The sequence below is a fragment of the Streptococcus sp. 2741 genome (assembly GCF_013276315.1).
GTDB classification, from domain to species: Bacteria; Bacillota; Bacilli; order Lactobacillales; family Streptococcaceae; genus Streptococcus; species Streptococcus pseudopneumoniae.
Map to the genome: position 1 here is coordinate 16,842 of NZ_VMKU01000003.1, position 23,112 is coordinate 39,953.

The window sequence follows — 23,112 nt, forward strand, 5'->3', positions numbered from 1 at the left end:
TAAGGAGAAATTATGGCTGTTGCTTGGATATTGTTGTATGCGCTTGTTATTAATGGACTAGAAATTGTCATTTTCTTTAAGGTAGATGGAATTGGTCTCACTTTTGAGAGGATTTTCAAAGCTTTTCTTCTGAAATTTCTTCTAGGAGCCATTTTTGCGACTTTTCAATTTTTGGATGTAAGTGAATATTTGTCCTATTTTATAGAACCTTTGTTCGGTATAGGTCTATCTTTCTTATTGTTAAGAGGGCTTCCTAAAAAAATCCTTATTTTTTATGGTCTCTTCCCAATGATATTAGTAGAGCTCTTTTACAGAGGTGTTTCCTATTTTGTGCTTCCATTTTTGGGGCAAGGAATTGTAGATGGGGATGGCAATCCTATCTTTGTATTGATTATGATATTCGTTTGCTTCATAGTTTTAGTCTTTTTGAAATGGTTAGACTATGATTTCACTAGATTGAGAAGGGAGTTTCTAGATACAGGTTTTCAAAAGTCTCTTACTAAGATTAACTGGGCAATGGGGGCTTATTATCTAGTGATGCAAAGTCTATCTTACCTTGAATATGAACAAGGTATTCAATCAACGACTGTTCGCCATCTCATCCTAGTGTTTTACCTCCTCTTTTTTATGGGAATTGTCAAGAAGCTAGATACATATTTGAAGGAAAAACTTCAGGAAAAACTGAACCAAGAGCAGGCCTTGCGCTACAGAGATATGGAACGCTATAGTCGGCATATAGAGGAACTTTACAAGGAAGTACGGAGTTTTCGTCATGACTACACCAACCTCTTGACCAGTTTACGTCTGGGTATTGAAGAGGAGGATATGGAGCAGATAAAAGAGGTCTACGACTCGGTCTTAAAGGATTCTAGTCAGAAATTGCAGGACAATAAATATGATATGGGCCGATTGGTGAATATTCGTGATAAAGGCCTCAAAAGTCTTCTAGCAGGAAAATTTATAAAAGCTAGAGAAAAGGATATTGTCTTTAATGTCGAAGTTCCTGAGGAGATTCAGGTCGAGGGGATGAGACTACTTGATTTTCTAACCATTGTGTCTATCCTTTGTGACAATGCTATTGAAGCCAGTGTAGAGGTTGGTCAACCTCACGTTTCAATCGCCTTTTTAAAAAATGGAGCACAGGAGACCTTCATCATCGAAAATTCCATCAAAGAAGAGAGAATAGATATTTCTGAAATCTTCTCCTTTGGAGCAAGCTCTAAAGGAGAGGAGAGAGGAGTTGGTCTCTATACCGTTATGAAGCTTGTGGAAAGCCATCCCAATACCAGTCTAAATACCACCTGCCAAAATCAAGTATTTCGTCAGGTGTTTACTATAATACATACAGAATGATAAAAAATAAGACCGAGAGTGCTTGTTTCTCGGTCTTATTTTTATAGCTGAATAGGTAGTTCAAGTGCTTTTGTGATTTTAAATTTACCTAAAATTGTTTCATGTAAGAGTTCTTCCCACCATCCTCCACCTGTAATCTGGTTGAGTTCAGTAGTTGTTAGTTTTTGAAATGAAGTTAGGTTTTGTTTCTTATCCATGTTATGATTCTCCTTTTTGATAAGATAATAAATAGTTATAGAGTGTTATCTGAAAATTAATCAGAATGGGTTAAAATTTTATCTTTGAAATAATCAAAATATGTTTTCTTTGCAGTTACACTAGTGACGCGACCTTGTAAGCCATATTGGATAAGTTTACTATCCTCATTAGATAGTTTTGCAAGAGCGGTTAATTTAAAGAGATTACCTTGCTCTGTTCTGGTAGGAGTTTGGTCAATTGTCTGAAGTTGGCCGATGATGGTAATGCCGTGATTTCCAATCTTCTCCAGTTTTAATCTTACAGTTTGTCCTTTATCTAGTAGAGGTAGATAGTCAGAAGATACGTAGTAAGTGATTAGTACTTCTCTTGTATCTGTGATGACAGGGAATATTTGAGCAATTTCTGTACCAGTTGGAATTCTATTTTTACCTTCAAATTCGCTGTTCAGATGAACGATACCTTTATTTGGGGCGGTTAAGGTATTGTTTTCTAAGCGCTGTGTCGCTTGATCTAGCTGTACTTTTAATTCTGTTAATTGGTTCTCCACGGTTAGTTGTTGCTGAGAAGCTGTCTGTAAAAACTGAGTGCGGAGTACTTCAATTTTGGTTGCTAAACTATTATCATAAGTTGCTACACTTCCGATACCAGCTTGCTGAATTTTGAGGCTTGCGATAGATGATTCAAGACCTGCAATACTTTGATTAATTTGAGATAAAAATGGCTCCTCTGCAGTTCCTTGTGTTTGTCCTTGTGAGGCTACAAGATAACGATTCAAAATTGACTGGTGCGGATTGCCAGTTGGTAAGCGAGCCCTTTTATTTATGATAGTATCTCTCAATTCTCGATATTCTCCAATTTGTTGTTGAACTTTTGTAATTTCTTGTTCGATGGCTGATGAACTGCTATTGGCAAGATTAGCTTGATTTGAAACCTCAGTGTTAGTCTTTGTGATACCCAGTTCAATATCATGAGCTTGTTTAGTAAAATTCCTAAAGGTATTATGGTAGCCAAATTCATCCTCGCCAGAAAAAAGATCAGTCGCTTTTTCTAAGCTTTGTTTCAAAATTCCAAGTCCTTCTTTTTGCTTCTCAAGTCTTTGTAATTGAGTTTCTAAGGCAGTTTTCTGACTTTCTTCCATTGTTTCAGAGTATTTGATGAGTAAGTCACCTTTTTCAACTACTTGATTTGCCACTAAATGATTAGCAAGGATAGGATTATCACTGGTTGACTGAATAGATGCAATGACACTTGTAGGAGCGATTTCTCCTTGGGAAGTAACAGTAATTTCTTTTGTGGCAACAAGGGAGAAAATCAAGATGAAAGTAAGTAGTAATGAAAGAGGTATAATTAACACTGTCGCATAGTTATGGTAACGTCTCTGATAAAACTCGACGCTTCTAAAAAGATTAGGATTCATGACATTCTCCTTATTTATTGAACAGATGATGGTAGAAGCCTTGCGCCTGCATTAACTCTTGGTGACTACCAACTTCAATGATTTTCCCCTGGTCAAGAACAATGACACGGTTAGTTCGTTCGGCTATACTGAGACGATGGGCTACAAAGAGAATGGTTTTATCAGTTAGGGACATAAGATTATCTATAACTTTTTTCTCAGTCAAGACATCAAGACCGCTAGTGGCTTCGTCTAGTATTAAAACAGGAGCTTTAGTTAAAAGAGCACGAGCGAGGGCTATTCGTTGCTTTTGTCCTCCTGATAGACCAGCTCCATCAGAGAGCTGAGTTTGATAGCCCATAGGCATTCTTTCAATGTCTTGACGGATTTCAGCTAATTCACAAGCTCTTAGAATATCTTCTTGGCTAATCATATGATTACCGCCCAAGGTTAAATTTTCCAAGATAGAGCCATTAAAGATATAGGCTTGTTGGGGTAGGTAATTGATATGACGGCGCAAGACTTTTTTATCAATGTTTTTAATATCCTGATGATTGATGGAAATATGTCCTTTGTAGGGTTCAAAGAAATTGACAATCATTTTGGCTAAAGTTGTTTTACCAGAACCACTAACTCCAACTAGGCTAACCTTATCTCCTTGTTTAATCGTGAGATTAATATCTGTTAAGGTATCTCGTCCAAAACCATACTTATAAGAAAGGTCATCAAATTCAATATCGCCCATCAAAAAATGTGAATGAACAGGGTTTTCTTGAACTTGAAATTCAGATTCGACTAGATAGACTTCGTTCAAACGGTTATTAGCGACCTTCGCAGATTGGAGTTTGGTTTGGAGGTTGATAATATTTTCCATAGGAGTTGTAAAGTAAGAAAGAAGTGTGTTAAAGGTAATCAACTGACCGATAGAAATTTTACTCGACATGACTAATTGAGCGCCAAACCATAGGATAAGGATATTCAGAACTAATTTTGTTCCCTGCTTTAAACTCGTTTGTAAAATAGAATACTTACTGAGCTTAAAGGATTTTTCCAAATAATCTACAAATTCGCTGTCTATATTTTGATAGCGATTTTCTTCACTCGTGAGCGACTTTATAGTTTCAATCCCGTTGATATCTTCGATAATGGCAGAGCTAACCATAGAATTACTTTGCATGACATCATGGTTCATTTTTTCGAAAGGCTTCATAAAAGAAAAGATGATGAACATGTATATAGGAATGGAAATAAGAGAAAGAAGGAAGAGATTAGGGTTTTGTGCCAGTAAGACTCCCCCTACAAGAATCAGAATAGAAACATCCAGAAAAAGAGAGAGAATGGTAGAAGCCAAGGCATCTATAATAGAGTTGGCATCTGTGAACCGTGAAATGATTTCTCCTGTACGACGTGTCGCAAAGAAAGACATAGGAAGTTCAAAAATATGGCGAATATAGGATAAAATCACATCAATGCTTAATCTCTGGCTCAGAACGGTTAGGAGATAATCTCTGGAGAAGCTCATGACTTGTTGGAGGATATAGGTTACAACCAGACCGACTGAGATGATTCCTAAAGTTGATTTCATCTGATTTGGGATGTATTCATCTAAGATTCCTTGGAGATAATAAGAACCACCTATATTGATAATCGTGACCAATAAACTTGAGAGAACGATGTAAGCAATGAGAGATTTTTGTTTGAAAATCAGAGGAAGGAAGCTTAGTAGACCATTTTTTTTATCTTTATGGGGTTGATAGCTGGGTTTGGGAGCTAGAAAAATAGCTACTCGAGTCCATTCAGAGAAAAAGCGTTCTTTTGACATTTTAGTGATTTTTACAGAAGGGTCAGGATCACCAATAATCAGATAGTCTTTCTTTGTTTGATAGACAACATAGTAATGTTGGAGTTTTCCTTCTTTGTTAACGTGAACGATAAATGGATAGGGGACATCACTCATGTCAAAGAGAGTTTTATCTGCTTGAACAGGTCTTGTTTCAAAGCCCATTTCATCAGCGGCTTTTACAATGCCAAGAGCAGTCGTTCCTTCTTTATTGGTCTTTGCAAGTTCTCTCAAGTGAGCTAGAGAAAAATCTGAACCATAGAATTTAGCAATCGAGGCTAAGGCAGCAACACCGCAGTCTCTAGCATCTATTTGAGGAACAAATGTACGTTTATAAGAAGTCATTGGCAATTCCTTTCATATAGTAGATAGGTATATTATGCCATAAAAATAAGTTCATATTTTATGAAATCTTGAATAGTCATTGAAAGTTCCTGAATGGTAAAAAAAGTGATTAGAAATTATCTTTTTAAAAAAATTTAGAGGTAGTTTTAAATAAAAAAGCTAATTTAAGACGTTTCGATGACAATTCAAGATTTGGATGAAAAATTTTAAAAAACAATGATATACTAAACTTGTCAAAGTTGCAACAAGACAAAAATTAAAAATAAAAAAGGAGTATTTGTCATGGATACAAAAATGATGTCACAATTTTCTGTTATGGATAATGAAATGCTTGCTTGCGTTGAAGGTGGAGATATTGATTGGGGAAGAACAATTGCTTGTGGAGCAGGGATTGCGTATGGCGCAATTGATGGGTATGCAACAACTTATGGTTCGACATTTCTATTGGGACCATATGCTATAGGAACAGGAGCAATTGGTGCTGTACTAGGTGGGATTGGTGGTGCACTTACCTGTTAGCATAGGAAAGGAGATAGTAATGAACACAATATTTGCAACAAAACGCAATGCATTCTTAGTAAGATTGTTGTTTGGTCAGATACCTTTGGTTGTTTCTACTTATCTATTTCTATCTCGTCAGTTTTTAAATTTTTCCGTAGTTTTCCAATTTCTTTTAGTGGTTATTAACTTGGCTTCTATTTTGGTTACTGTTTATCTCACTAGGGAAATGAGGATAAGAGAGTTTGAAGATGATGATTTGGTTAGTCCTAGAACCAATCAACTTATGTTCATCGGCTTGACAGGCTTTATGTCTATTATTTGTTTGTATAGAGGTATCACAGCAGGAGAATCCTACCAACAACTAATCGCTTATATTGGCGCTGTTCTCTGCTTAATCATCATGCTTCTGCTCATTTGGGGCTTGAAGTATTATAAAAAGTAGAGCTTAATGAAGTATAAAAGAAAAGGGTAAGTGTTTTCGCAATACTTACCCTTTTATAATGAAGTTTTTGCAATTCAAGATGTTTCGATGACAATTCAAGATTTGGATGAAAAATTTTAAAAAACAATGATATACTAAACTTGTCAAAGTTGTAACAGGACAAAAATTAAAAATAAAAAGGAGTATTTGTCATGAATACAAAAATGATGGAACAATTTGAGATTATGGATACTGATATGCTTACTTGCGTTGAAGGTGGCGGATGCAATTGGGGAGATTTTGCCAAAGCAGGTGTTGGAGGAGGAGTAGCACGAGGTCTTCGGCTAGGAATTAAAACAAGAACATGGCAAGGTGCAGCAGCTGGTGCTGCAGGAGGAGCTATACTTGGAGGTGTAGCTTATGCAGCCACATGTTGGTGGTAATTATGGATTTTAAAAGTTTTATTATTGGTTTAGTAGTTGGTATGTTAGGCCCCTATATGGATGATTTAATTAGAAAAATATTTTCAAAATCTCCCAAAAAGAATAAGGATAGTACTTTCTAAAGAATCAATTTCTCCCCTGTATTTGCTAGATTAATTTACAGGGGAGTTTCTTTAATATTATTTCGTCTGTCAAAGTGATATGGGATAGCAGGGTGAAAAGTTTACCAACAAGTCGGTATCAAGACAATATAAAGAGGAAAGTATGTTTTTCATGCTTGCTTTTTTTAATTTTTTTACAATTCAAGATGTTTCGATGACAATTCAAGATTTGGATGAAAAACTTTAACAAATAGTGCTATACTGAAATTGTCAAAGTTGCAACAGGACAAAAATTAAAAATAAAAAAGGAGTATTTGTCATGAATACAAAAATGATGGAACAATTTGAGATTATGGATACTGATGTGCTTGCTTGTATTGAAGGTGGCGGTTGGATAAAATGTGGACTCGGTGTAGTTGGAGGTGCATTGACTAGAGGAGTTGCTGGTGGTGCTGTGGGCACTGTAACGCTACCTATCATTGGTACTGTATCTGGAGCGGCTGCTGGTTTTTGGGGTGGAGGTGCAACGGGTGCTGCTACCTTCTGTTAAAAATCGCTCTTCGTTGATAAGATGGACTGACTTGGAATGGAGTGAATAATTATGGATAAGAAAAAAATAGTTTCGACTATAGTATTGTTAGTATTTCTTATAGTGTCAGTGGCTAATTTTTTTAGAGACTTAAACCCATTACTGTTCATTTTAAATATTATTGGCCTGTCTTGCTTTTCAGTGCTAACATACATTAACATAAAAGAAATGCTCTTAAATATACGTAAATGATGATTTGGTTAGTCCTAGAACCAATCAACTCATGTTCGTCGGCTTGACAGGTTTTATGTCTATTATTTGTTTGTATAGAAGTATCACAGCAGGAAAATTCTACCAACAAATAATCGCCTATATTGGTGATATTCTCTGCTTGATTGTCATGTTTTTACTCATTTGGGGCTTGAAGTATTATAAAAAGTAGAGCTTAATGAAGTATAAAAGAAAAGGGTAAGTGTTTTCGCAATACTTACTCTTTTATAATGAAGTTTTTGCAATTCAAGATGTTTCGATGACCATTTAAGATTTAGATGAATTTGTAATCTTAAATAAGGTAAGATAAAGATAACAAATGTAAAGGAGTATTCTTATGAAGAAACAAAATATAAAATCGCTATTACTTGTACCACTTGTATTTGCATCTATTACTACGGGTGTTGTATATGCAGAAGAACATCCTACTACTTCATCTATCCAGGCGAATGATAGTTCTGTTGTGGCACCAGATTTGCCATCGGCTAAGGAAAAGGTGGAGCATAAACCTTCTGTTGTAACTCCAGAAGAATATGAGAACAATGTTACGGACTTTAAAAAGATAGATATTGAAGCTGTTCGTCAATCTTTTACAGAGGATCAATTGGAACATACTATTTATTTTGGTAGAAAAACTTGCTCTCATTGTCGTCAATTTTCTCCTGAATTGAAAGAATTTAATAACTTGATTGAAAAGAAGTTAGAGTATTATGATTTGGATGGTAAGGATTTTGATGAGGAAGCGAGAGAGTTTCTATTTAAAAAAGTCGGTATTCCAGGAACACCAACAATTTTGTATTTAAGAAATGGACATCCGACATCTGGATGGGTTGGTGGCGGAGCAACTGCACAACAGGTGTATGATTATATGTACTCGAGAAACTCACCTAAGCAAACGGAGACAGTGAAATCTTCTGAGGAAACAGTAACTGAAAGTGTCCGTGATGAGAATACTAGAAGTGACAGCATGAATATTAGTGATAAAGTTGTAAGTGACAGCAAAGGTATGAGTGATGAAAAAAGAACTGAAATGAAAATATCCAATGTTAATCCCAATTCTAATAGTGAAAATAGTGGGAAAGTGAAGAGTACAAACTCAACTTCTGAAGCTAAAACTACTCAATCTGACAATTTAGCAATGTTAGAGAATAAGAATCAATTGGAAACTCCTAAACCTATTTTTGATGTTGCTCAAGAAAATAAAACTCCTTCAACTGATGTTAAGGGGACTGATTATGTAAGCAAATCTATTACTTCGAATGAAAAATTATTACCGAAAACAGGAGAGGAAGAAAGTTACCAACTGCTTCGGCTGGCTGTCGCGTTTTTTATGACTTCTGTAATGATTAAAGTGAAACAAAAAATTCATAAATAAAAATAGATGGTAAACAGGTGCAATGATACTATTTGTTTGTAATAATATATGGCTAGAATTTGCCTGTAGATAAGAATGAGAAGATAGGTGTATTTATTTTATATATAAAAGATTATAATTGTATATGAAATGAATGGTAAAAGGTAAAGTATTTCTGAAATGCTTTCTTTTTCGACTATTTTAACGCCTCAAGATGTTTTGATGACTATTTATGATTTGGATGGAAAATTTCAAAAAATAGTAGTATACTAACATTGTTAAGGTTGCAACAGGACAAAAATTAAACATAAAAAAGGAGATATTCGTCATGGATACAAAAATGATGTCACAATTTGCAGTTATGGATAATGAAATGCTTGCTCGTATAGAGGGTGGGGATGTATCTGATATTTATAGAGGGTACGCTAATCAGGTAAGTCCATTCGGTTCTTACCCTCCTATATTAAAAAATTCAGGTCCTTTTCCAGTAAGTGGTTACTGCCCGCGCGGTTATCATGACCGTGGTTATATAGGAGCGGGTTTTCATTTATGTGGAATATAGGCTGAAATACAAGAAATGAGGAAGAATTTCTATGAAAAAGTATCAACTTCTATTCAAAATAAGTGCAGTCTTCTCTTACTTATTTTTCGTATTTGGTCTTTCTCAGCTGACGCTTATCGTCCAAAATTATTGGCAATTTTCTTCCCAGATTGGCAATTTCGTCTGGATTCAAAATATCTTGAGTTTACTATTTAGCGGAGTCATGATTTGGATTCTGGTTAAGACAGGTCATGGTTATCTCTTTCACATTCCAAGAAAAAAATGGCTTTGGTATTCGATTTTGACAGTATTAGTGCTAGTGCTCCAGATCTCTTTTAACGTTCAGATAGCTAAACATGTTCAGTCAACTGCTGAAGGTTGGGCCGTATTGATCGGTTATAGTGGGACCAACTTTGCTGAGCTAGGTATCTATGTAACCCTGTTTTTCCTGACTCCACTAATGGAAGAGTTGATTTATAGGGGATTACTTCAACACGCCTTCTTTAAGCATTCGCGATTTGGCCTTGATTTGCTTCTTCCTTCCATTTTGTTTGCTCTTCCTCATTTTTCAAACTTACCTAGTCTGTTAGATATTTTCGTCTTTGCGACATTTGGCATCATCTTTGCCGGTTTGACCCGCTATACCAAGAGTATTTATCCATCCTATGCGGTGCATGTGATCAATAATATTGTAGCGACCTTCCCGTTTTTGCTGACTTTTCTACATAGGGTCTTGGGGTAAAAAAAGCAAAAGGCTTGCTTTTCAGCCATAGAGGAGGTTATCATGTATAAACGCTTATTTTTCCTAGATTCCAAAACCTTAGACTGGTTGACACCCTATATTCTAGTCTTGGCTTCTGACACCATTGCCTTTAATGTTTTTGTGCTAACCTTTGTATCTGCGGTGGTCTTTAATTTCCTAAACCCCATGCTATCTTTAATGGCTATCTTTTTAGGGGGTGGTTATGTGGTCGGATTTTGGTTACTCAAATGGTTTGTTTTGGAAAGGCTAGAACTAAAGAATAACGCGTAGGAAGTCTGTTTGGTGAGGAGGATAATTTTATGGAGTTTTTTGATAAATTTCATGCCTTGTGCTTTGGATTTTTAGTACTAATAATCGTCATTACAGTTCCTTATACGATTAACCATGGGGACTTTTTTCAAAATGAATTTGCATTGATTCTTGTAAGTCTTCTAGTAACCTCGCTGAGCGTTGCTTATGCTAGAAAGTTTGATATGATTTCTTTTGGGATGTTAAGCAAGAAAGACCTTTTGCTTTTCATTGCAATCTTTCTTCTAAGTGTACTTGAGACGCTGGTTTATATTCATTTCTTCGCTATTTCTTCTGGCGCAGGAGTTCAACACTTGGCGGAAGTCAGCAGAGGAATTTCTCTGTCTTTGATTTTGACTTCCTCAGTTTTTGGCCCCATCCAGGAGGAACTCATTTTCAGAGGACTTCTTCAAGGTGCGGTTTTTGACAATTCTTGGTTAGGGCTTGTGCTAACTTCCTCTCTCTTTTCTTTTATGCATGGTTCTTCTAATGTCCCTTCGTTTATTTTTTATCTACTTGGGGGCTTGTTACTGGGATTTGCTTATAAAAAGAGCCAAAACCTATGGGTTTCTACTCTAGTTCACATGTTTTACAATGCTTGGCCACTCTTATATTATTTATAAAAATCATGAAAGGTAAGCAGAAGACGGTGCTTGCCTTTTTCTTTCTATAATGATACCCAAGCCAATCCAGAGGCTTTTCTTTGAGAATCGGGTGTGGAGCGGTTGACGAATAGGCCAAAAACTAGTAGAATAGTAAGGAAACTTTATACGGAGGAAAGAAATGGATTTGGGTGATAATGAGCTAACACTGACTCCCATACCTGGGAAAAGTGGCAAGGCTTATATGGGTAGCTATCCTGATGGGAAGCGCATCTTTGTAAAAATGAACACCTCTCCAATCCTACCTGGTCTAGCTAGAGAACAAATTGCTCCACAATTATTATGGAGTCGCCGTTTGGCAGATGGGCGTGATATGTGTGCTCAAGAATGGTTGACAGGCAAGATATTGACCCCCTATGATATGAATCGTAAACAAATCGTCAATATTTTAACCCGCCTTCATCGCTCACGTCCTTTGATGACACAGTTGAGTCGTTTGGGCTATGCCATGGAAACACCTGTAGATTTACTACAGTCTTGGCAGGAAACGGCTCCAGATGCTTTGCGTAAAAATCATTTTATCAGTGAAGTGATGGCTGATTTACGTCAGACTATTCCAGGATTTAGAGAGGACTATGCGACCATTGTCCATGGAGATGTACGACATAGTAATTGGATTGAGACAGATAGTGGCTTGATTTATTTGGTAGATTGGGATTCGGTTCGCTTGACCGACCGCATGTTTGATGTGGCCCATATGCTCTGCCATTATATTCCAGAACATCAGTGGAAGGAATGGTTGACCTACTACGGTTACAAGTATAATCAAACGGTATTAAGTAAATTGTATTGGTACGGTCAATTGTCTTATTTGAGCCAGATTTCCAAGTATTATATGAACCAAGATTTAGAAAATGTTAATCGGGAGATTCATGGCTTGCGTCACTTCCGAGACAAGTATGGAAAGAGAAGATGAGAGTTAGAAATCGTAAAGGGGCGACAGAATTACTAGAGGCAAATCCCCAGTATGTGGTCCTCAATCCCTTGGAAGCCAAGGGGAAATGGCGGGACTTGTTTGGCAATGACAATCCCATTCATGTGGAAGTTGGAAGTGGGAAGGGTGCCTTTGTTTCAGGTATGGCAAAGCAGAACCCTGACATCAACTATATCGGGATTGATATTCAAAAGTCTGTTTTAAGCTATGCTTTAGACAAGGTTCTTGAAGTTGGAGTGCCTAACATCAAGCTCTTGTGGGTAGATGGTTCTGACTTGACTGACTACTTTGAAGACGGTGAGATTGATCGCTTGTATCTGAACTTTTCAGATCCATGGCCGAAAAAACGCCATGAAAAGCGTCGTTTGACCTACAAGACCTTCTTGGATACCTTCAAACGTATCTTGCCTGAAAATGGAGAAATTCATTTCAAGACGGATAACTGTGGCTTGTTTGAGTACAGTTTAGTGAGCTTTTCTCAGTATGGCATGAAGCTCAATGGTGTCTGGCTAGACTTACATGCCAGTGATTTTGAAGGCAATGTCATGACAGAATACGAGCAAAAATTCTCCAATAAGGGGCAAGTTATCTACCGAGTTGAGGTAGAATTTTAAGAAATAGCCTGAAATCAGGCTGTATAAGTGCTTTTGCTTTACATAAGTTAGCAAATGTGATATACTAAGAGTAAGAATATGAAAAGTGAGGCGGGGAAATATCTTCGCCTCTTGCTTATGAGGAGGTGGACGCAATCGCAACAATCGTAGAATTAGTCAGAGAAGTTGTAGAACCTGTCATAGAAGCTCCTTTCGAGCTCGTGGATATCGAGTATGGAAAGATTGGCAGTGACATGATTCTCAGTATTTTTGTAGATAAACCTGAAGGAATTACCTTGAACGACACGGCAGACTTGACAGAAATGATCAGTCCTGTCCTAGATACCATCAAGCCAGATCCCTTCCCAGAACAATATTTCCTAGAAATCACCAGTCCAGGTTTGGAACGTCCTTTAAAAACCAAGGATGCCGTTGCTGGAGCAGTTGGGGAATACATCCATGTCGGGCTCTACCAAGCCATCGATAAGCAAAAGGTCTTTGAAGGAACCTTGTTGGCCTTCGAAGAGGACGAGTTGACTATGGAATATATGGACAAGACGCGTAAGAAAACCGTCCAAATTCCATACAGTTTAGTATCAAAAGCACGTTTAGCAGTTAAATTATAGAAAAAGAAAGGATAGCTTTTGAGGATTCAAAAGTGAAGAAAACATGAGTAAAGAAATGCTAGAGGCCTTCCGCATTTTGGAAGAAGACAAGGGAATCAAAAAAGAAGACATCATCGACGCAGTAGTAGAGTCGCTTCGTTCCGCTTATCGCAGACGCTATGGTCAGTCAGACAGCGTAGCTATTGACTTCAACGAAAAAACAGGTGACTTTACAGTTTATACTGTCCGTGAAGTTGTTGATGAAGTATTTGATAGCCGTTTGGAAATCAGCTTGAAAGATGCTCTTGCCATTAATTCAGCTTATGAACTTGGAGACAAAATCAAGTTTGAAGAAGCACCAGCTGAGTTTGGTCGTGTAGCAGCCCAATCTGCCAAACAAACCATCATGGAAAAAATGCGCAAGCAAACACGTGCCATCACTTACAATACTTACAAAGAACATGAGCAAGAAATCATGTCTGGTACAGTAGAACGCTTTGACAACCGCTTTATCTATGTCAACCTTGGTAGCATCGAAGCCCAATTGTCAAAACAAGACCAAATTCCTGGAGAAGTTTTTGCTTCTCATGATCGTATCGAAGTTTATGTTTACAAGGTTGAAGACAACCCTCGTGGTGTGAACGTCTTTGTTAGCCGTAGCCATCCAGAAATGATCAAACGTTTGATGGAGCAAGAAATTCCAGAAGTTTATGATGGAACTGTTGAAATCATGAGCGTGGCTCGTGAAGCAGGTGACCGTACGAAGGTTGCTGTTCGTAGCCACAATCCAAACGTGGATGCTATCGGTACAATCGTTGGACGTGGTGGTGCTAATATCAAGAAGATTACTAGCAAATTCCACCCAGCTCGTTACGATGCTAAAAATGACCGCATGGTACCAATCGAAGAAAATATCGATGTTATCGAGTGGGTAGCAGATCCAGCTGAATTTATCTACAATGCCATCGCTCCTGCTGAGGTTGACCAAGTTATCTTTGATGAAAACGACAGCAAACGTGCCTTGGTGGTTGTTCCAGATAACAAGCTTTCTCTTGCCATTGGTCGTCGTGGACAAAACGTGCGCTTGGCGGCTCACTTGACTGGTTACCGTATCGATATCAAGTCTGCTAGCGAATTTGAAGCCATGGAAGACGCTGCTTCAGTAGAGTTGGAAGTAGAAAACGATACTGTAGAAGAATAAAAGCTGCTAGAGGAGGGAAAGATGAAAACAAGAAAAATCCCTTTGCGCAAGTCTGTTGTGTCTAACGAAGTGATTGATAAGCGTGATTTGCTCCGCATTGTCAAGAACAAGGAAGGACAAGTCTTTATTGATCCTACGGGCAAGGCCAATGGCCGCGGCGCTTATATCAAACTAGACAATGCAGAAGCCCTAGAGGCGAAAAAGAAGAAGGTCTTTAACCGCAGCTTTAGCATGGAAGTGGAAGAAAGCTTTTATGACGAGTTGATCGCTTATGTGGATCACAAAGTGAAAAGAAGAGAGTTAGGACTTGAATAAGCAAAAGATAAGTAATCTCTTGGGACTTGCTCAGCGAGCAGGGCGGATTATATCGGGTGAAGAATTGGTGGTCAAGGCCATTCAAGACGGCAAGGCCAAGTTGGTCTTTCTAGCTCATGATGCTGGACCCAATCTGACCAAGAAGATTCAAGATAAAAGTCATTATTATCAAGTGGAAATTGTAACCGTGTTTTCAACACTGGAATTAAGCATAGCAGTCGGGAAATCGAGAAAGGTTTTGGCTGTAACAGATGCTGGATTTACAAAGAAAATGAGGTCTCTTATGGAATAGAAGAGGAGGACATGATTTGTCTAAGAAAAGATTGTACGAAATCGCAAAAGAACTTGGAAAAGAAAGTAAAGAAGTTGTAGCGCGTGCAAAAGAGTTGGGCTTGGATGTGAAAAGCCACTCATCAAGTGTGGAAGAAGCTGTCGCTGCAAAAATTGCTGCCAGCTTTAAGCCTGCAGCTGCTCCGAAAGTAGAAGCAAAACCTGCAGCACCAAAAGTAAGTGCAGAAAAGAAAGCCGAAAAATCTGAGCCAGCTAAACCAGCTGTAGCTAAGGAAGAGGCAAAACCTGCTGAGCCAGTCGCTCCGAAAACAGAAAAAGTAGCAGCTAAACCGCAAAGTCGTAATTTCAAGGCTGAGCGTGAAGCTCGTGCCAAAGAACAGGCAGAACGACGCAAGCAAAATAAGGGCAATAACCGTGACCAACAACAAAACGGAAACCGTCAGAAAAACGACGGTCGCAATGGTGGAAAACAAGGTCAAGGCAACCGCGATAATCGTCGCTTTAATGATCAAGCTAAGAAACAGCAAGGTCAGCAAAATCGAGGAAATGAACGCCGTCAACAAGAGGATAAACGTCCAAATCAAGCGGCTCCACGTGTTGACTTTAAAGCCCGTGCAGCAGCCCTAAAAGCAGAGCAAAATGCTGAATATGCACGTTCAAGTGAGGAACGTTTCAAGCAGTATCAGGCTGCTAAAGAAGCCTTGGCTCAAGCTAACAAACGCAAGGAACCAGAGGAAATCTTTGAAGAAGCGGCTAAGTTAGCTGAACAAGCGCAACAAGAACAGCAAGTTCAAGCAGTGGTTGAACTTGCTCCTGTAGCTAAAGAAGCGCCAGTGGATACACGTCGTAAGAAACAAGCTCGACCAGACAAAAATCGTGACGATTATGATCACGAAGAAGATGGTCCTAGAAAACAACAAAAGAATCGAAGTAGTCAAAATCAAGTGAGAAATCAAAAGAATAGTAACTGGAATAACAACAAAAAGAACAAAAAAGGCAATAACAAGAACAACCGTAATCAGACTCCAAAACCTGTTACAGAGCGTAAATTCCATGAATTGCCAACAGAATTTGAGTATACAGATGGTATGACCGTTGCGGAAATCGCAAAACGTATCAAACGTGAACCAGCTGAAATCGTTAAGAAACTCTTTATGATGGGTGTCATGGCCACACAAAACCAATCCTTGGATGGGGAAACCATCGAACTCCTCATGGTGGATTACGGTATCGAAGCCAAACAAAAGGTTGAAGTGGATAATGCTGACATCGAACGTTTCTTTGTCGAAGATGGTTATCTCAATGAAAATGAATTGGTTGAGCGTCCACCAGTTGTAACTATCATGGGACACGTTGACCACGGTAAAACAACACTCCTAGATACCCTTCGTAATTCTCGTGTTGCGACAGGTGAAGCAGGTGGTATCACTCAGCATATCGGTGCCTACCAAATCGTGGAAAATGGCAAGAAGATTACTTTCCTTGATACACCGGGACACGCGGCCTTTACATCTATGCGTGCGCGTGGTGCTTCTGTTACCGATATTACGATTTTGGTCGTAGCGGCAGATGACGGGGTTATGCCTCAGACTATCGAAGCCATCAACCACTCAAAAGCGGCCAATGTTCCAATCATCGTAGCTATCAACAAGATTGATAAACCAGGTGCTAACCCAGAACGCGTTATCGGTGAATTGGCAGAGCATGGAGTTATGTCAACTGCTTGGGGTGGAGATTCTGAATTTGTTGAAATCTCAGCTAAATTCAACCAAAACATCGAAGAATTGTTGGAAACAGTCCTTCTTGTAGCTGAAATTCAAGAACTCAAGGCAGACCCAACAGTGCGTGCGATCGGTACAGTTATCGAAGCGCGCTTGGATAAAGGAAAAGGTGCGGTCGCAACCCTTCTTGTTCAACAAGGTACCTTGAATGTTCAAGACCCAATCGTTGTCGGAAATACCTTCGGTCGTGTCCGTGCTATGACCAATGACCTTGGTCGTCGTGTTAAGGTAGCAGGTCCATCAACGCCAGTTTCAATCACAGGTTTGAACGAAGCGCCAATGGCGGGTGACCACTTTGCTGTCTACGAAGATGAAAAATCTGCGCGTGCAGCAGGTGAAGAGCGTGCCAAACGTGCCCTCATGAAACAACGTCAAGCTACCCAACGTGTTAGCCTTGAAAACCTCTTTGATACCCTTAAAGCTGGTGAACTCAAGTCTGTTAACGTTATCATTAAGGCTGACGTACAAGGTTCTGTTGAAGCCCTTTCTGCATCACTTCAGAAAATCGATGTGGAAGGTGTCAAAGTGACCATCGTCCACTCAGCGGTCGGTGCTATCAATGAATCTGACGTGACCCTTGCCGAAGCTTCAAATGCCTTTATCGTTGGTTTCAACGTACGCCCTACACCACAAGCTCGTCAACAAGCAGAAGCTGACGATGTGGAAATTCGTCTCCACAGCATTATCTATAAGGTTATCGAAGAGATGGAAGAAGCCATGAAAGGGATGCTTGATCCAGAATTCGAAGAAAAAGTTATCGGTGAAGCAGTTATTCGTGAAACCTTCAAGGTGTCTAAAGTGGGAACTATCGGTGGATTTATGGTTATCAACGGTAAGGTTGCCCGTGACTCTAAAGTCCGTGTTATCCGTGATGGTGTCGTTATCTATGATGGTGAACTCGCAAGCTTGAAACACTATAAAGACGACGTTAAGGAAGTTACAAACGGCCGTGAAGGTGGAATGATGATCGACGGCTACAATGATATTAAGATGGATGATGTGATTGAGGCCTATGTCATGGAAGAAATCAAACGATAATAGAGAAACGATAGCTCATTTGACTCGTCGTCAACAGCGCCTTGATGAACTTCAGTTCTATCTAAGGCTTGTTTCCTAGATTCAAATGGCTCTAGTTCCTCTATCTAATAAAAATAGCTAGGTCTGCTGGCCTAGCTTTTGGTTCAAAGTAGAGAAAGGAATATCATGGCAAATCATTTCCGTACAGATCGTGTGGGCATGGAAATCAAGCGTGAAGTCAATGAGATTTTGCAAAAGAAAGTCCGTGATCCACGTGTCCAAGGTGTGACCATCACAGATGTTCAGATGCTGGGTGACTTGTCTGTTGCCAAGGTTTATTACACCATTTTGAGTAACCTTGCTTCGGATATCCAAAAAGTCCAAATCGGGCTTGAAAAAGCAACTGGTACCATCAAACGTGAACTTGGTCGCAATTTGAAATTGTACAAAATCCCAGATTTGACCTTCGTCAAAGACGAGTCCATCGAGTATGGAAACAAGATTGACGAGATGCTACGCAATCTGGATAAGAACTAAAGAAGAGGGGCAACCCTCTTTTTTGGTGGAGAAAAAGGCAATAAAACATGATGGGGGAATCTTTCTAGACTTATACTCAATGAAAATCAAAGAGCAAACTAGGAAACTAGCCGCAGGCTGTACTGGAGTAGGGCAAGGTGAAGCTGACGTAGTTTGAATTTGATTTTCGAAGAGTATTAAAAATTATTAAAAAGATTTATAAAATTTAGATAGTGTGATATTATGAGATAAAGATACAAGAGAAAGAGGTATTTATATGGCTGAACAAGACTTAGCTATGCAAGTATTGCAACAAGTGGTGAAACTACCTGTTGTTAAGGTTGATCGTTCGAAGTTTTTAGTGGATAAGTTTTCCAAAGAATTAGATCCACAGGACATTCCTACCTTATTAGAACAAGACCCAACGTCTCTCTTATCTTAAGAAATCTTAGATCGAGTGGCTAATGCCTGTATTAGGGATAATGTTTTATTAGCGAGTGGGACTTCTGTTGTTGCAGGATTACCAGGTGGACTTGCCATGGCAATTACCATACCAGCGAATATAGCTCAATTTTATGCTTTTTCTTTAAAATTAGCTCAAGAACTAGGGTATATTTTATGAGATATGTGAGAAGGAAATATAAAAGAGAATGATGAAATACAAATGTAATAGGTACATATATGTGGTATACTAGTTATAGTAGATTTTAATTGCTTATATCGAGTGAATTCTCATATTAGTGAGGAATTTTTAAATGGAATTACAATTTAATTTAGAACTAGTAGAAACCTATAAAAGTAATAGTCAGAAGGCACGTATCTTAATGGAGGATTGGGTTTATCGTCAGTCTTATTGCCCTAATTGTGGGAAAAATCCTTTAAATCATTTTGAAAATAATAGACCTGTAGCAGATTTTTACTGTAATCATTGTAGTGAGGAGTTTGAACTAAAGAGCAAAAAAGGAAATTTTTCATCAACAATCAATGATGGTGCTTATGCAACGATGATGGAGCGTGTGCAGGTAGATAATAATCCTAATTTCTTTTTTAACTTATACAAAAAATTTTGAGGTAAATAATTTTCTTGTCCTTCCGAAGCAATTTGTTACACCGAAATCAATTATTCAAAGGAAGCCACTTGCGCCAACTGCTAGACGAGCAGGTTGGATTGGTTGTAACATTGATTTATCACAAGTACTTTCTAAAGGAAGAATATTTTTTGTGAAAAATGGACAAGTTAGAGATCCAGAAAAAGTTACAAAAGAATTTAAGCAAAGTTTATTTTTAAGGAAGAACTCTCTTTCAGTAAGAGGTTGGACAATAGAAATTCTAAATTGTATAGATAAGATAGAGGGTTCAGAATTTACCCTTGAAGATATGTATCGTTTTGAAAGTGACCTAAAAAATATCTTTGTTAAGAACAATCATATCCAAGAAAAGATTAGGCAACAGCTTCAAATATTAAGAGACAAAGAAATAATAGAATTTAAAGGTAGAGGAAAGTATCGGAAATTATGAAAACTTATGTGTAATGGTTTATACTTTATCAGACCCTGATTGTGTGAGGTGGTTGTCTGAAAATATGGAGTTTGGTGATGAGAAACAACTTTTTTTATTGAATAAAAAATATAGCTGGGAATATGGAGATGAATTACCAGAGTGGTTGGAAAGCCCAAAACTATATAGATTATTGCTAATAAGTGAATGATTGGAAAGCAATTTAAAACTGAAAAAGTATACAGTAGAAATTACAGAAACTTTATCACGTTTAGTAAGTATAGAGGCTGAAAATCCAGATGAAGCCGAACGACTTGTAAGAGAAAAGTATAAGAGTTGTGAAATTGTTCTTGATTCAGATGATTTTCAGAACTATGACACTAGCATATATGATTAGATAGATGTTTTTATTTTGTCACACAAAAAAGAGGCTCGCACCTCTTTTTTAGTTTCAGATAAATTAATCAATTTTTTTAATAAATTTAGCAATTTCTTTTACAATCTCAGTAACCAAAGCATTTCCCATAAAAAACATTCTCATTTTATCAGATACCTCTACAATAGATCCATCTGACAATTTCTTTTTAGCTGTCCAATCATCTGGGAAATCCTGAAGGCGTTCAGCTTCAATGGGTGTAATTAATCTATATTTATTGTTTACAAATAATAAATGTGTGGAACGATTAACTGTTCCTTCGGATGTAAGCATTGTTCGTCCTGGAAGGTTTAAATCATCATAAGGGGACATTCCTCCTTCTGAATAGATGTATTGATGTCCGTCAGAGGATGTTCGTTCAATTTTTTTAGGTCCTCTAAGATATTGAAATTTTTCCAATTTTGACTGATCAGTTAAAAAATATTTTTCAGGTACTTCAGACTCATCTTGAAGAATTTCTCCTAGAGTGATAGGATTGCCATTGTAATTAGGTTCTGTATCAATAGAATAGTATTTTCCATGTCTCATAATTCCTGTATTCCAAACAGTACCAGTAAAAGTATCTGAAACTTCAACTATATCATTTGGTAACTCATAAAACACATGACGATTTTTAACTGCTATAGGTTTAATAGGAAATTGTTTTGCAAATAGACCTTGATTGAAAATATAGTCATCATACCTATTATCTTCAAACCTATTATCTTCAAAGATTTCTTCATTTTTTTCGTAAAGATTGTCATTTTTTTGGGCAAAGACTGTATCATTTCGATATACGAAAAAGAATACACGACGTCTTCGTTGGCTTCTTCCATACTCAGCAGCATTAATAACTCTCCACTCTACAGAATATCCAAGGTTATTAAAAGCTGTTAGCATGATTGCAAAATCACGTCCTCTCTGTTTTGAGGGTGCTTTTAAAAGCCTATCCACGTTTTCCAGAATTAAGTATTTGGGTTTAATGATTTCAGTTGCTCTAATGATTTCCCAAAATAAAACTCCTTTTTTTCCTTCAATACCTTTTTCATCTTTCTTGCTACGCGCAACAGAGTAATCTTGGCAAGGAAAACCACCGACAATCATATCGGCATCCATTTTGGAAAATTGTTCGTCTGTTACATCAGAGATACTAATATTGATGTTTTCGCTATTGGGGAAGTGATAATCATAGACCTCAAATGCGTCTTGAGATTTACGAGATGGTTCCCATTGGTTTGCCCATTTTGTTTTAAAGAGTTGCTTATCGGCATTTTCTAATCCTATCCGAAAACCGCCAACTCCAGCAAATAGTTCGAGAACTTTCATCTTTTCTCCTTCATTTTTTTACAGTTTAATCCATTATATACTATTTTCAATGATTGATCAAGTATTAATGTTTGCTTTAGTTTAATTTGATATAATATAAAAGATAGGAGAAGAAAATGGATCAAAACTTATTTAACTATAACGATGAAGATATCGATAGTGTTATTGAATATTCTCATAAACTATTAAATAGAAAATTTTCCGATGTTATGGAGGAGTATAATCGTTCGCTTTATAAATCATATGACGATTATAATGATAGAGTAGTCTCTGAGGTACAAGATAAAGCAATTAGTATGAAGTCAAAAGGGCAGTATGGAAATTATATTGAAAAATATTTCTATGGTTATCAGCCAAATAGTGACTCGGAAGCTGACTTTGAAAAAATAGGTGTAGAATTAAAAGTTACTCCTTTTAAGATAAACAAAAATGGGACACTTAGTGCAAAAGAACGACTTGTATTAACAATACTAAACTATATGGAGGAAAATTTAGAGGATTTTTACTCCACTCATTTATGGAAAAAATGTGCAAAGATTTTGTTATTGTTTTACAACGGCTTAATTCCTAATCAAACAATGAAGGACTATGTCATTGAAAAAATATTTTTATATGAATGGTTTGAGGAAGATATGGCAGTCATCCTTGAAGACTATCAGAAGATTACAGATAAAATCAAAAATGGAAAGGCACATGAATTATCAGAATCAGATGGAAACTATTTATCAACTTGTACAAAAGGGGCAGGTAAAGGAAAGGATTTAAGACAACAACCTTTTAGTCATGAATTAGCAAAACAAAGAGCTTGGGAATTAAAATCAAGTTATATGACCTATCTGATAAATCATAAAATCTTTAATCAATCAGATCAAGAAAGTGTTCTGGCTAATTTTAGGGGTGAGAAAAAATCATTTACTGAGGTTATTGCAGAGAAGATTCTTTCCTACAAAGGTTTTTCTGAACAAGAGTTATATGATAGATTTGAAGTGAATTCCAAAGCAAAAGGTAAGAATAGTACTCTGATTAGAAAAATTTTAGGCTTAACAGGGGATTTAGATAAGACAAAAGAATTTCAAAAAGCAAACATGAATTTGAGAGTTATTCGAGTAGATAAGAATAATTTACCTAAGGAAGACTCTCCATTTAAAACTTATTGTTTTAAAGAACTAGCAGCAACAGATAGTTGGGAATCATCACATGTTTATAATGAAATTTATAATAAACGATTCCTTTTCGTTATTTTTAAGGAAATTGAACCTAAGCTATTTGTATTAGATTCTATCAAGTTTTGGGGATTTCAGGATAGACAATTAGAAGAAATCCAAAGAGTATGGCAGGAAACTAGACAAATTATTTCTGACGGAGTTAAATTAACTCAAAACGGTAATAAAGTTTCAACTAATTTCCCTCAAAGTAAGATAAACAAAATTCTATTTACGAAACTACATGCTACCAATACTTATTATGAAATTGACAAAGGAAAATTTGTTGGGAAAGGTTCATTATCTGATACGGATGAACTTCCAGATGGACGTAGGATTACAAAACACTCCTTTTGGATGCCTAAGAAGTTTATTAAAGAAATATTAGATGGGAATTGGGATTGATTGTATTTA

25 protein-coding genes and 3 pseudogenes are annotated in these 23,112 nt (G+C 37.3%); 24 read left to right on the forward strand and 4 right to left on the reverse strand.

Features of this window, described 5'->3' with window-relative positions; translation table 11 throughout:
• Positions 1-12 precede the first annotated feature (12 nt).
• Positions 13-1,353: a sensor histidine kinase gene (locus tag HT671_RS00190; protein WP_172922993.1), complete on the forward strand. Its 1,341-nt coding sequence runs from the start codon at positions 13-15 to the stop codon at positions 1,351-1,353.
• A 41-nt stretch (positions 1,354-1,394) separates the two neighbouring features.
• Here HT671_RS00190 and blpC read toward each other — a convergent pair whose 3' ends face one another.
• From blpC to blpA, 3 genes are read right to left on the reverse strand one after another with little or no spacing between them, the layout of a single operon-like run.
• Positions 1,395-1,550: a quorum-sensing system pheromone BlpC gene (gene blpC / locus HT671_RS00195; RefSeq protein ID WP_000358818.1), complete on the reverse strand. Its 156-nt coding sequence runs from the start codon at positions 1,548-1,550 to the stop codon at positions 1,395-1,397.
• Between the two features lie 56 nt (positions 1,551-1,606).
• Positions 1,607-2,968, reverse strand: coding sequence for a bacteriocin secretion accessory protein (locus HT671_RS00200; protein ID WP_001069109.1), 1,362 nt, complete (start codon positions 2,966-2,968; stop codon positions 1,607-1,609).
• Between the two features lie 10 nt (positions 2,969-2,978).
• Positions 2,979-5,132 carry a peptide cleavage/export ABC transporter BlpA gene (gene blpA, locus HT671_RS00205; protein ID WP_000205164.1) on the reverse strand — a complete coding sequence of 718 codons (2,154 nt, stop codon included), beginning with the start codon at positions 5,130-5,132 and terminating at the stop codon, positions 2,979-2,981.
• A 282-nt stretch (positions 5,133-5,414) separates the two neighbouring features.
• On the opposite strand from blpA, the gene HT671_RS00210 reads away from it, so the two are divergent.
• The 22 genes and pseudogenes from HT671_RS00210 to HT671_RS11455 form a co-directional block, all read left to right on the forward strand.
• Entirely contained in the window at positions 5,415-5,651 is a 237-nt protein-coding gene (locus HT671_RS00210) for a Blp family class II bacteriocin (RefSeq protein ID WP_000379959.1), read from the forward strand.
• A gap of 19 nt (positions 5,652-5,670) precedes the next feature.
• Positions 5,671-6,075 carry a hypothetical protein gene (locus HT671_RS00215; RefSeq protein WP_050207408.1) on the forward strand — a complete coding sequence of 135 codons (405 nt, stop codon included), beginning with the start codon at positions 5,671-5,673 and terminating at the stop codon, positions 6,073-6,075.
• Between the two features lie 191 nt (positions 6,076-6,266).
• Positions 6,267-6,497, forward strand: a complete 231-nt coding sequence (locus tag HT671_RS00220; RefSeq protein ID WP_001093251.1) for a bacteriocin class II family protein — start codon at positions 6,267-6,269, stop codon at positions 6,495-6,497.
• Between the two features lie 2 nt (positions 6,498-6,499).
• Positions 6,500-6,619 (forward strand): PncF family bacteriocin immunity protein, encoded by a 120-nt coding sequence (locus tag HT671_RS00225; protein ID WP_007284953.1) that lies wholly within the window; start codon positions 6,500-6,502, stop codon positions 6,617-6,619.
• Positions 6,620-6,917: 298 nt separating this feature from the next.
• Positions 6,918-7,148: a bacteriocin class II family protein gene (locus HT671_RS00230; RefSeq protein WP_001093252.1), complete on the forward strand. Its 231-nt coding sequence runs from the start codon at positions 6,918-6,920 to the stop codon at positions 7,146-7,148.
• A gap of 235 nt (positions 7,149-7,383) precedes the next feature.
• Positions 7,384-7,569 (forward strand): hypothetical protein, encoded by a 186-nt coding sequence (locus tag HT671_RS00235; protein WP_078156111.1) that lies wholly within the window; start codon positions 7,384-7,386, stop codon positions 7,567-7,569.
• A 165-nt stretch (positions 7,570-7,734) separates the two neighbouring features.
• A complete protein-coding gene (locus HT671_RS00240) occupies positions 7,735-8,772 on the forward strand; it encodes a thioredoxin domain-containing protein (protein ID WP_000744512.1) in 1,038 nt (345 codons plus the stop codon).
• A 307-nt stretch (positions 8,773-9,079) separates the two neighbouring features.
• Entirely contained in the window at positions 9,080-9,313 is a 234-nt protein-coding gene (locus HT671_RS00245) for a ComC/BlpC family leader-containing pheromone/bacteriocin (RefSeq protein WP_000379956.1), read from the forward strand.
• A gap of 31 nt (positions 9,314-9,344) precedes the next feature.
• Complete coding sequence (locus HT671_RS00250; RefSeq protein ID WP_000760519.1) at positions 9,345-10,034, forward strand: CPBP family intramembrane glutamic endopeptidase; 690 nt, start codon at positions 9,345-9,347, stop codon at positions 10,032-10,034.
• A gap of 42 nt (positions 10,035-10,076) precedes the next feature.
• On the forward strand, positions 10,077-10,325 hold the full coding sequence (gene blpZ / locus HT671_RS00255; protein WP_000278083.1) for an immunity protein BlpZ: 249 nt from the start codon (positions 10,077-10,079) through the stop codon (positions 10,323-10,325).
• A 29-nt stretch (positions 10,326-10,354) separates the two neighbouring features.
• Complete coding sequence (locus tag HT671_RS00260; protein ID WP_138702987.1) at positions 10,355-10,966, forward strand: type II CAAX endopeptidase family protein; 612 nt, start codon at positions 10,355-10,357, stop codon at positions 10,964-10,966.
• 160 nt (positions 10,967-11,126) lie between these two features.
• Positions 11,127-11,921 (forward strand): phosphotransferase family protein, encoded by a 795-nt coding sequence (locus tag HT671_RS00265; protein WP_000363006.1) that lies wholly within the window; start codon positions 11,127-11,129, stop codon positions 11,919-11,921.
• A complete protein-coding gene (gene trmB, locus HT671_RS00270; RefSeq protein ID WP_172922994.1) occupies positions 11,918-12,553 on the forward strand; it encodes a tRNA (guanosine(46)-N7)-methyltransferase TrmB in 636 nt (211 codons plus the stop codon). Before HT671_RS00265 ends, trmB begins: the two co-directional genes overlap by 4 nt.
• 125 nt (positions 12,554-12,678) lie before the next feature.
• The gene (gene rimP / locus HT671_RS00275) at positions 12,679-13,158 is read left to right on the forward strand and encodes a ribosome maturation factor RimP (RefSeq protein ID WP_007284956.1); all 480 of its coding nucleotides are present in this window, start codon (positions 12,679-12,681) and stop codon (positions 13,156-13,158) included.
• Between the two features lie 43 nt (positions 13,159-13,201).
• Complete coding sequence (nusA, locus tag HT671_RS00280; protein WP_000032273.1) at positions 13,202-14,338, forward strand: transcription termination factor NusA; 1,137 nt, start codon at positions 13,202-13,204, stop codon at positions 14,336-14,338.
• A 21-nt stretch (positions 14,339-14,359) separates the two neighbouring features.
• Positions 14,360-14,653: a YlxR family protein gene (locus HT671_RS00285; RefSeq protein WP_000857562.1), complete on the forward strand. Its 294-nt coding sequence runs from the start codon at positions 14,360-14,362 to the stop codon at positions 14,651-14,653.
• The gene (locus HT671_RS00290) at positions 14,646-14,945 is read left to right on the forward strand and encodes a YlxQ-related RNA-binding protein (protein ID WP_001041390.1); all 300 of its coding nucleotides are present in this window, start codon (positions 14,646-14,648) and stop codon (positions 14,943-14,945) included. The genes HT671_RS00285 and HT671_RS00290 overlap by 8 nt, the downstream gene beginning before the upstream one ends.
• Positions 14,946-14,961: 16 nt before the next feature.
• On the forward strand, positions 14,962-17,763 hold the full coding sequence (gene infB / locus HT671_RS00295) for a translation initiation factor IF-2 (protein ID WP_000039199.1): 2,802 nt from the start codon (positions 14,962-14,964) through the stop codon (positions 17,761-17,763).
• A gap of 165 nt (positions 17,764-17,928) precedes the next feature.
• Positions 17,929-18,279: a 30S ribosome-binding factor RbfA gene (gene rbfA, locus HT671_RS00300; RefSeq protein WP_001273597.1), complete on the forward strand. Its 351-nt coding sequence runs from the start codon at positions 17,929-17,931 to the stop codon at positions 18,277-18,279.
• Between the two features lie 256 nt (positions 18,280-18,535).
• Positions 18,536-18,874: pseudogene (locus HT671_RS11450) on the forward strand (hypothetical protein); the annotation flags it as partial.
• A 139-nt stretch (positions 18,875-19,013) separates the two neighbouring features.
• Positions 19,014-19,776, forward strand: a pseudogene (locus HT671_RS00310) (DpnI domain-containing protein).
• A pseudogene (locus HT671_RS11455) lies at positions 19,772-20,152 on the forward strand (DpnD/PcfM family protein); the annotation flags it as partial. The pseudogenes HT671_RS00310 and HT671_RS11455, both read left to right, overlap by 5 nt.
• A 63-nt stretch (positions 20,153-20,215) precedes the next feature.
• Here HT671_RS11455 and dcm read toward each other — a convergent pair.
• Positions 20,216-21,496: a DNA (cytosine-5-)-methyltransferase gene (gene dcm, locus HT671_RS00325; protein WP_172922995.1), complete on the reverse strand. Its 1,281-nt coding sequence runs from the start codon at positions 21,494-21,496 to the stop codon at positions 20,216-20,218.
• A gap of 116 nt (positions 21,497-21,612) precedes the next feature.
• On the opposite strand from dcm, the gene HT671_RS00330 reads away from it, so the two are divergent.
• Complete coding sequence (locus tag HT671_RS00330) at positions 21,613-23,103, forward strand: Sau3AI family type II restriction endonuclease (protein ID WP_000372608.1); 1,491 nt, start codon at positions 21,613-21,615, stop codon at positions 23,101-23,103.
• Positions 23,104-23,112: the final 9 nt, after the last annotated feature.